The sequence below is a fragment of the bacterium genome (genome assembly GCA_035530055.1).
Classification (GTDB): domain Bacteria; phylum UBA6262; class WVXT01; order WVXT01; family WVXT01; genus WVXT01.
In genome coordinates this window covers 21,295-29,070 of the sequence record DATKVN010000040.1, presented here as the reverse complement: position 1 = coordinate 29,070, position 7,776 = coordinate 21,295, and the positions used below count along the sequence as shown (strand labels likewise).

Genomic DNA, 7,776 nt, shown 5'->3' with positions numbered 1-7,776 from the left:
TACTTCTGATTATCGGGGCACTATTTGCTTTCAGAGAGTTCCGAAAAAATAAGAAACTTGGTAGAGCCATCGTTCATTACATCCTTTTGGTAGTGCTCACGATAATTGTGTTAAAGCTACTTTTTGCTGTTTTTGCCTTGGCAGTGCCTTTTTGACGTAAAAATGGCCCTTTATAAGGCATAAGCCTTTAAAAAAGGCTAAATTTTGCGTTTTAAGGCACTTTTTCCAAAAACCTGTTCCCCAATATCTGTTTGTCCCATTTTATGCCCTATTTTGTAGGCATCTCCATTGAAAAGGTCTCATTATTCTGGAGTTCTCCCGAAAGGGAGGAACAACCTCCGATTTCATCGGGGGACCCCGGAGTTTTGGAGTAGCGAAACTTGTTTCGCAATTAGTTAACATATAGAGCAAGGCGCAGAGCAAGCTCTGCTACTCCACAGTTGCACAGATTGAATCTGTGCCTACAAACGGCTGGATATCCACTTTTATGGAAAAAGAACTTCAAGAACTCAAAGAACTTCACCAATTCTACTTATACTATGATTATAAGACCGGCGAGATAGCCAGGGAACTTGGAGTTAGCACAAGGACAGTCCAGCGTTGGTTTAGCGGGAAGGCTAGACCCAGCGAAGAAAAATTGAAACAGATAAGGAAATTACTCAATAAGAAAAGACGTAATCTTTAGAACCCCCAAAGGACCCCCAAAGTTTCCCTCCTCAGATGTCGCACTACGACATATAATGATTATTATGTTAACTTTTAATATTTAAACTGGCTTAAACCAAGTCATTAATTTCTACCTGAAAGTCTTCTAATATCATAAAGAAACAAATACATATTTATAATTTACTTTAACTTTGGCTAAAAGGGATAGAAAAATCCCTCTTTCTGCTAAACTTTTTGCTGAATTGGTAATAAAGGTGGGAGTTCTTTCCTTTTTTGCGGGACTTCTCAAGAAGGTGGCAGTACTTTGTTGGGAAAAGTGAGAAGGCTCCATCTATTAAACAACGGGGTTATTCACCCACTCCTCCGGCCTTTTCCAGACAAGTGCTACATGCCTTGAGGATATCTTCCTTTTGCAGCTCATACTCTTTCCTTATCCTCTGAATCATATCCACTCTTCCAGAGGATATGGCAAAGCAACAGGAAAGGCAGGTACTTCTATTTAGTAGGGGACACTTGACTGTCTTCTCTACCTCTTTCTCGCAGATTGCACACTCTTCTGCCATAGTTCTCCCTTTCTGAGGGCCTTTTGTTTTTCGCCTCTGGATTGTTTTTTATTATATCACAAAAACAGCCAAAATGCACGAAAAAATTAAAATTATAGCTTTAAAGAGTTCTGGCTTCCAAAGAAAGCCACTCCGGGACAGGGACAGGGATTATTTAACGGGTTTTAGGCCCGTTTTACTTTCCGAACGACTATTACCCCCTCCCTGACCATAAAAATGGCCAGAATGAGCAAAATCACGCCAATTATGGCCAACAAGTAGTTCTGATTTCTAATGAAGCCACGCACCTGGTATATCAAGGCTCCAGTGGTGGTAAATAGAACAAAAATCCCTGGATAGATTGTATATTTTGTGGGTTTCTTCATCGCCCAGAGATAAACGGTAATTACCAGAAGAGCCAACGCTGCTACCAGTTGATTTGAAGCCCCAAAAATTGGCCAAATTGCCTTCCAATTGCCTAATGCTAAGTATCCTGCGAAGAAAATGATTACTGCTGTAGAAAAATAACGGTTCTGGAATATTTTCCATTTCAAACCTTCACCAAACAACTCTTCTGTTATATAGCGGTTAATTCTTGTACCACTATCTAAAGTGGTCATTACAAAACTATTTAGCATGACCATGGCAACTAATGGGCCGAAAGTTGCGCCCAGAAGAGGTGCTGCTATCTGACCAAAACCTCGGGCAAAGGTCACAATCCAGTTCCCTTCCTTAATTAATTCTGGATAGACCAATCCTTCCCGTCCCGCTCCTCCGGTCCAATAAAGACCCGCTGCTACAGCAATAAGAGCCAGGCTGGCCAGAACACCTTCCAGAATCATTCCTCCATACGCCACCTTCTTCGCATCTTTCTCATTTGCCAATTGCTTGGACGTTGTTCCACTGGCAATTAAGGAATGGAATCCTGAAATTGCTCCACAGGCAACAATGACAAATAACATTGGCCAGAGAGTCCCCTGACTGCTAGACCACTGTACGAAAGCAGGAGTGTGCATCCTGGGATGAGAAAAAAACAGTCCTAAATAGCCAAAAATTAGTCCAAAAAACAGGATAAAAGTAGATAGATAATCCCGCGGTTGGAGGAGAATATTTACAGGGGTAATAGAAGCAATAAATGCATACAACAATAATATAACTATCCAGATTTTTGTGCTGCCTTCTACTCCCAGAGATATGGGATAATAGTATCCCAGAATCAGAAGACTTACCAGTAAAATCAGGCCTATAGCTGTTGCAACCACCTGGTTAATTTTCCATTTATAAATCATCAGTCCGGTAAGAATGGCAACGAAAATCAAGCCAAAAGTAGGTATTACTATTCTCGGTTCGTTCACCAAAGTTGTACTGGTAACAGCGGCAAACACTGCTACCACCAGAATAAGAGTCAGCCACAAGAAAGTAGCAAACAGCATTTTTGCCCGGTGGCTCATTGTAGATTCGGCAACATCGCCAATCGACCTGCCCTTATGTCTTAGAGAGCTCATCAAACAGGAAAAGTCATGAACTCCCCCCATAAATATGGAACCTATTACTATCCAGATGAGAGCTGGCACCCATCCCCAAATAGCTACGGCAATCACCGGTCCGATGATTGGTCCGGCCCCGGCAATGCTAGCAAAATGGTGTCCGAAGAGAATTGTCCAATGCTTTGCCGGTACATAATCTATACCGTCCGTCATTTCCACTGCCGGGGTCTTTCTCTGGGGGTTAACGTCCCACAGTTTCTCTATAATCTTTCCGTAAAATTTAAATCCGCACCCCAGAAGCAGAACCGCAATAATAGCTACCATTAAAGAGTTCATTTATATTTTTATATATTAATAAATTTTTGAAATCTTGTCAACTACACTAAACTAATTGTATACTTACTTGTTCTTGTTTTTCGTAGTGTAGCCCTTTATGGGCGTAATTCTTACGGGCATAAAGCCCTTGGGCGACCATCCCGATGTATCGGGATAAATTGCGGTCGCCCCTACGCGACCAAACCATAATTACAATATTTAAAAAGTGGGACCCAGAGAAAAATAGAATTTTCCACTGAATTTATCCGTCCGCCAGCCATAATCTAACCTGAGTGTAAAGGGAAACATCTGGATGAGGAAAGTGTTTATTCTTACTCCTATTCCAATTGTGTTTTTTATATCTGAAATTGTTCTTATCTCCTCAGGCTCGTTCCACGCTGCTCCTGAATCGGTAAAAAGACAAAATTGCAGGCTCTTTAAATATATCTCCGGCCAGAGAAGTCTGAACCTCCAATTTATTTCCGGAAAGAGCATAAACCTCCACTCAGCATTAATCAGGGCTAACCTGCTCCCCGAGGAGTAACCCTTAGAAAGGCCGCGTAACTTACTCTCTCCCCCTAAAGAGGGTTCTTCTCTATCCTTTCCCTGGCTTAGCCTTCCCAGAAATCTAAATGCTAAAACATTGCGTTCGGATAATTTGAAATATTTCCTGGCATCGAGGATATACTTTATATAATCGAGGTCTCCATCGAGCGCTTTAAATGCTTGATAAACCGTAAAATTGGCCCTGCTACCGCTCATTATGTCCAGAATCTTTCCCTGGGTTGTATCCCTTACCAGAGAAAGAGCAACCCCGTTCTCCCGGGTTCTGATATTATCTCCATTCCACTCTCGCTTAGACTCAGTAATAAGTCCCAGGTCTACCCGCCGGAAACGGTCAAAAGGATAACTGACCATCATCTCTTCGGCAAATTCACTGGTATGGACTGTATTATTATCATCGCCTTCAGATTCGCGTCTCGTCTTTCCATAAGCGAAAAAGCCTAAAGCAGGCCGCCACCTTTGATAAATATAACCTACTTGATAGGTTAGCCAGTCATATTCCGAGGCATACTCCACATAAGAGGTCATCCCATGGTTTCCCAGCATATCACTTGCCTGCCAGTATCCAGCTGTATACAGACCTTCTGTTGTGGAATAAAAAAGCATAGGAAAAATGAGATCTGTGGATGCCTTGAATCTATAGGGATAAATCCTGGTCACTGGAGAGGGATAGGGGCTTATGATGGGTCCAGTGGGCTCTTGAGGCAATTGGGCTATGGATGTTTCCCCTTTCTCTTTTCTTCCCTTCAATTTTTTTACAAACACCTCTTCCCGGGGAAATTCTCCACGGTGAATGTTCATCTCTCCATGCCGATAAGAAACGAAAAGTAGATGCTCTCCGTCGGGAGATATCTCCGGAGTAAAAATTCCTACTTTGACATCAGTCAATTGGAAAATGTCCAGTTCCGGATTCTCTTCCTGAATATCTTCTCCGAGATCGCTTAAGTCCATGCGGTAAATGTTATAAATTCCTGAATAATCGCCAATATAGATGATACTATCACCATCAGGTGCCCAGCAGGGATCAATCTCGTCACTGGGAGTGGAAGTCAATCGGGTAATTGCAAGAGTTTCCATATCCAAAAGAAAGAGGTCTTTCTGTTTCTCCCTTTCAGAGACATATACAATTTTCTTATCATCAGGAGAAAAGACAGGATAATTGTCATCGAACTCATCGCTGGTTAACTTCTCCAGGTTCTTCCCATTGGCATCCACTAAGTAGAGGTCGTTTATACCTCCTTCCATTCCCACAAAAACAATCTTATCCCCTTGGCGCGAAAAACAAGGGAATTTTAGAACTTCCAGAGGTAGACGAAGTTTCTTTAGCTTATTTTTTCTGAGATTAATTATATAAAGATAATCTTTCTCTCTTTTCTCTCCTGCAAAAGCAATTTTTTCTCCATCCGGGGACCAGGAAATAGCGTGTCCTTCGTAGTGGATGACATCCAGACTCTTCCCAATCCCCGATTTTAGAATCGATTCTTGGCTCGTTCCGTCAACGTTCATCACAAACAGGTCGCCATATCCGTTACGGGTAGAAATGAAAGCTATTCTCTTTCCGTCGGGAGAGAGAACCGGAGGGCCGTTGAACTCGGCATTTTCTGTAAGTTTCTTCCCATAAATTTCAGCCTCTTCCTTTCCTTCTGCTTCCTGTTGATATTTTTCCTTCATATATTTCTGCCATTTTTTGTCAAAACTATATAAGTCAGTGTCGATTGTGTGCAAAAAAACTCCATTTATGTCCAGGCTTTCCCGAAGATCCTTAATCAATTTAGGAACTTTATCCTCTCCGTATTCTTCTGCTAAAAAACTGATTGCACTGTGTCCCTCTTGATACCCTAAGGAGATCTGATGCATTTTCAAATGATTGAAACTGTGTAACTTACCCAGGGGAATTATCATATCGGAAATAGCAACGTCCCTTAAAAGCATATGGTCATAAGTTTCCCATTCTTCTTTACTCTCATATTCTGACAATCCTTCAATTATCCACAAGGGATAGAAGACAAATCTCATCAGACTGGCCGATTTCCAGAACCCACCATACCAGATATTGAAAATTGCAATATGGGTGAACTCATGAGTAATCACATGTTCCAGTTCTTTATCCGAACCGGTTATAGGAATTACAAACCTGTTCTTATAGGGCTCGGAGAAACCACCGACACCCTCTCCGGTACTGGCAATGTTATTCTGCTCAAAGTGGTTATGTGTCATATATAAGAAGAAAGGTGTTTTCTTTTCTATACTGGTATTAAAGTCACTGGTAACCTTTTCGTAAGCTTTTTCCAGCATCTTGCTTACTTTAGGAATTAGATGCCTCTCTTCAGGATAATGGTAAATTTGGAAATGTTCGGTCTCTGCAATATGCCAGGTGTGTTGATCAACGATTACCTTGTTCTTACCGAAGGAGACGTCCGAATAGGATAGAGGCTTTCTCAAAAACAGGAGAGAAAATGAAAGGCAGACAAAGAGGAGAAATTTTTTTTTCAAGTTATTCCTCATTTTCTGAATTGTCTGAATTGTCCAATTTTTCACTGATTATTTCGCCAATAGTAGTTCCCGGGATTTCCTGTTCAATATACTTTTCCACCTCCGCTTTTTCCTGTGCTTTGATATACTCCTTAATACTCAAATCGATTATCATCTGCTGGGTATCGACTTTAATAATTTTTGTCCAGACTTTATCTCCCACCTTTAAAACCTCTTTTATATCTTTAATTTTCTCCTTACCCGCCTGGGAAATATGAATTAGCCCTTTGATGTCCGGTTCCAATTCTACAAAAGCTCCAAAATTGGTGAGATGAACGACTTTCCCTTGAACATTACTCCCTACAAAATACTTCTCGTATGGGTTTTTCGATTTCTGTTTCAATCCCAGAGATATTTTCTCAGCCTCAACATTTATATCCAGAACCACTGCTTCCACTTGGTCGCCCACCTTGAGCACCTGTCCAGGATGTCTCAGTCTCTTTGTCCAGTAAATATCTGAAACATGAATCATCCCTTCGATTCCTTCTTCTAATTTGACAAAAGCACCAAAAGGTGCCAGATGGGTAATAGTTCCGGTGAGTCTTGTCCCCGATGGATACTTTTCTTTTGCCTGAGCCCAGGGATTGGGTTGTATCTGTTTCAGTCCAATAGATAATTTCCTGTTTTTTTCATCTACATTGAGTACTCTAACTTTGACCATGTCTCCTACTTTCAATACTTCGCGGGGATGCCTTATTTTCTCCGTCCAGGACATCTCGGAGACGTGAATCAAGCCTTCTATTCCCGGTTCCAGTTCAACAAAGGCACCATAAGGAAGAACGCCAGTTACTCTTCCCGTGGGAGTTGAATCAACAGGATATTTCTCTCGAATATTTTCCCAGGGATGAGGCTCTAACTGTTTCAATCCCAATGAAATCTGCTCTTTCTCCCGGTTGAAAGCGAGAACTTTGACGTCCAACTGTTCGCCAATCTTCAAAGCATCCTCCACCTTCCCCAGGCGACCCCAGGTTATGTCGCCTATGTGGAGGAGTCCATCTATTCCACCCAGGTCAATAAATGCACCAAACTTGGTGATATTCTTTACACTACCTTTTAATACGTCTCCTATATTTATTCTGTTTAACAGTTCTTCTCTTTTTTTCTTTACCTCATCCTCAATTACTAATCTCCAGGAGACGACGATATTCCTCTTTGGTTTGAATTCGATTACTCTTAGAGGCACCACCTGGCCAATAACGCCATCCAGGTCCTTTACTGGAGGATAACCAACTTGAGAGGCAGGCATAAAAGCCTCAGCAAGCCCCTTTCCTTCCTCCAGAATAGAATCAGGGCCTCCCAGATCCACCATCATACCCCCTTTAATCTTTTTGACTATTTTACCAAGTATTTCGCTCTGTGTGGTGTAAGCATCGCGAATTCTATCCCAGGTCTTTGCAACCTCCGCCTTCTTCAAGGAGATAAGAGGTCGTCCAAAGGTATCTTCTCTTTTTTCCAGAAAGACTTCGATTTTATCGCCAACTTTTACCTTTAATTTCCCGGAAGGAGTGGTTACATCCTCTTTCCTGAGAACTCCCTCAGTCTTCAAGCCCACATCGACCAATAAAGATTCGCCTTTTATCTGGACAACCTTTCCGGTAACGACTTTCCCTTCCTTGATTTTGTCAAGGTCGTCTAATAACTTTTCCATCTTAGAGCTATCTTTAGAGTTA

At 41.7% G+C, this 7,776-nt stretch carries 5 protein-coding genes; 1 reads left to right on the top strand and 4 read right to left on the bottom strand.

The features are described 5' to 3' along the window. Positions 1 to 487 precede the first annotated feature (487 nt). Entirely contained in the window at positions 488 to 685 is a 198-nt protein-coding gene (locus VMW39_03675; GenBank protein ID HUW23111.1) for a helix-turn-helix transcriptional regulator, read from the top strand. A 328-nt stretch (positions 686 to 1,013) separates the two neighbouring features. On the opposite strand, the gene VMW39_03670 is transcribed toward VMW39_03675, so the two are convergent. The 4 genes from VMW39_03670 to VMW39_03655 all read right to left on the bottom strand — a co-directional run bounded on the left by VMW39_03670 (position 1,014) and on the right by VMW39_03655 (position 7,754). Next, complete coding sequence (locus VMW39_03670) at positions 1,014 to 1,229, bottom strand: hypothetical protein (GenBank protein ID HUW23110.1); 216 nt, start codon at positions 1,227 to 1,229, stop codon at positions 1,014 to 1,016. A 164-nt stretch (positions 1,230 to 1,393) separates the two neighbouring features. Beyond that, on the bottom strand, positions 1,394 to 3,031 hold the full coding sequence (locus tag VMW39_03665) for a carbon starvation protein A (protein HUW23109.1): 1,638 nt from the start codon (positions 3,029 to 3,031) through the stop codon (positions 1,394 to 1,396). 198 nt (positions 3,032 to 3,229) lie between these two features. Beyond that, entirely contained in the window at positions 3,230 to 6,067 is a 2,838-nt protein-coding gene (locus tag VMW39_03660) for a BamA/TamA family outer membrane protein (GenBank protein ID HUW23108.1), read from the bottom strand. Between the two features lies 1 nt (position 6,068). Beyond that, positions 6,069 to 7,754 carry a 30S ribosomal protein S1 gene (locus VMW39_03655; protein ID HUW23107.1) on the bottom strand — a complete coding sequence of 562 codons (1,686 nt, stop codon included), beginning with the start codon at positions 7,752 to 7,754 and terminating at the stop codon, positions 6,069 to 6,071. Positions 7,755 to 7,776 lie beyond the last annotated feature (22 nt).

What these genes read in the sequence shown, in the direction of transcription:
- VMW39_03675 (HUW23111.1), top strand. Translation starts at nt 488, where the DNA reads ATGGAAAAAGAACTTCAAGAACTCAAAGAACTTCACCAATTCTACTTA.
- VMW39_03670 (HUW23110.1), bottom strand. Translation starts at nt 1,229, where the DNA reads ATGGCAGAAGAGTGTGCAATCTGCGAGAAAGAGGTAGAGAAGACAGTC.
- VMW39_03665 (HUW23109.1), bottom strand. Translation starts at nt 3,031, where the DNA reads ATGAACTCTTTAATGGTAGCTATTATTGCGGTTCTGCTTCTGGGGTGC.
- VMW39_03655 (HUW23107.1), bottom strand. Translation starts at nt 7,754, where the DNA reads ATGGAAAAGTTATTAGACGACCTTGACAAAATCAAGGAAGGGAAAGTC.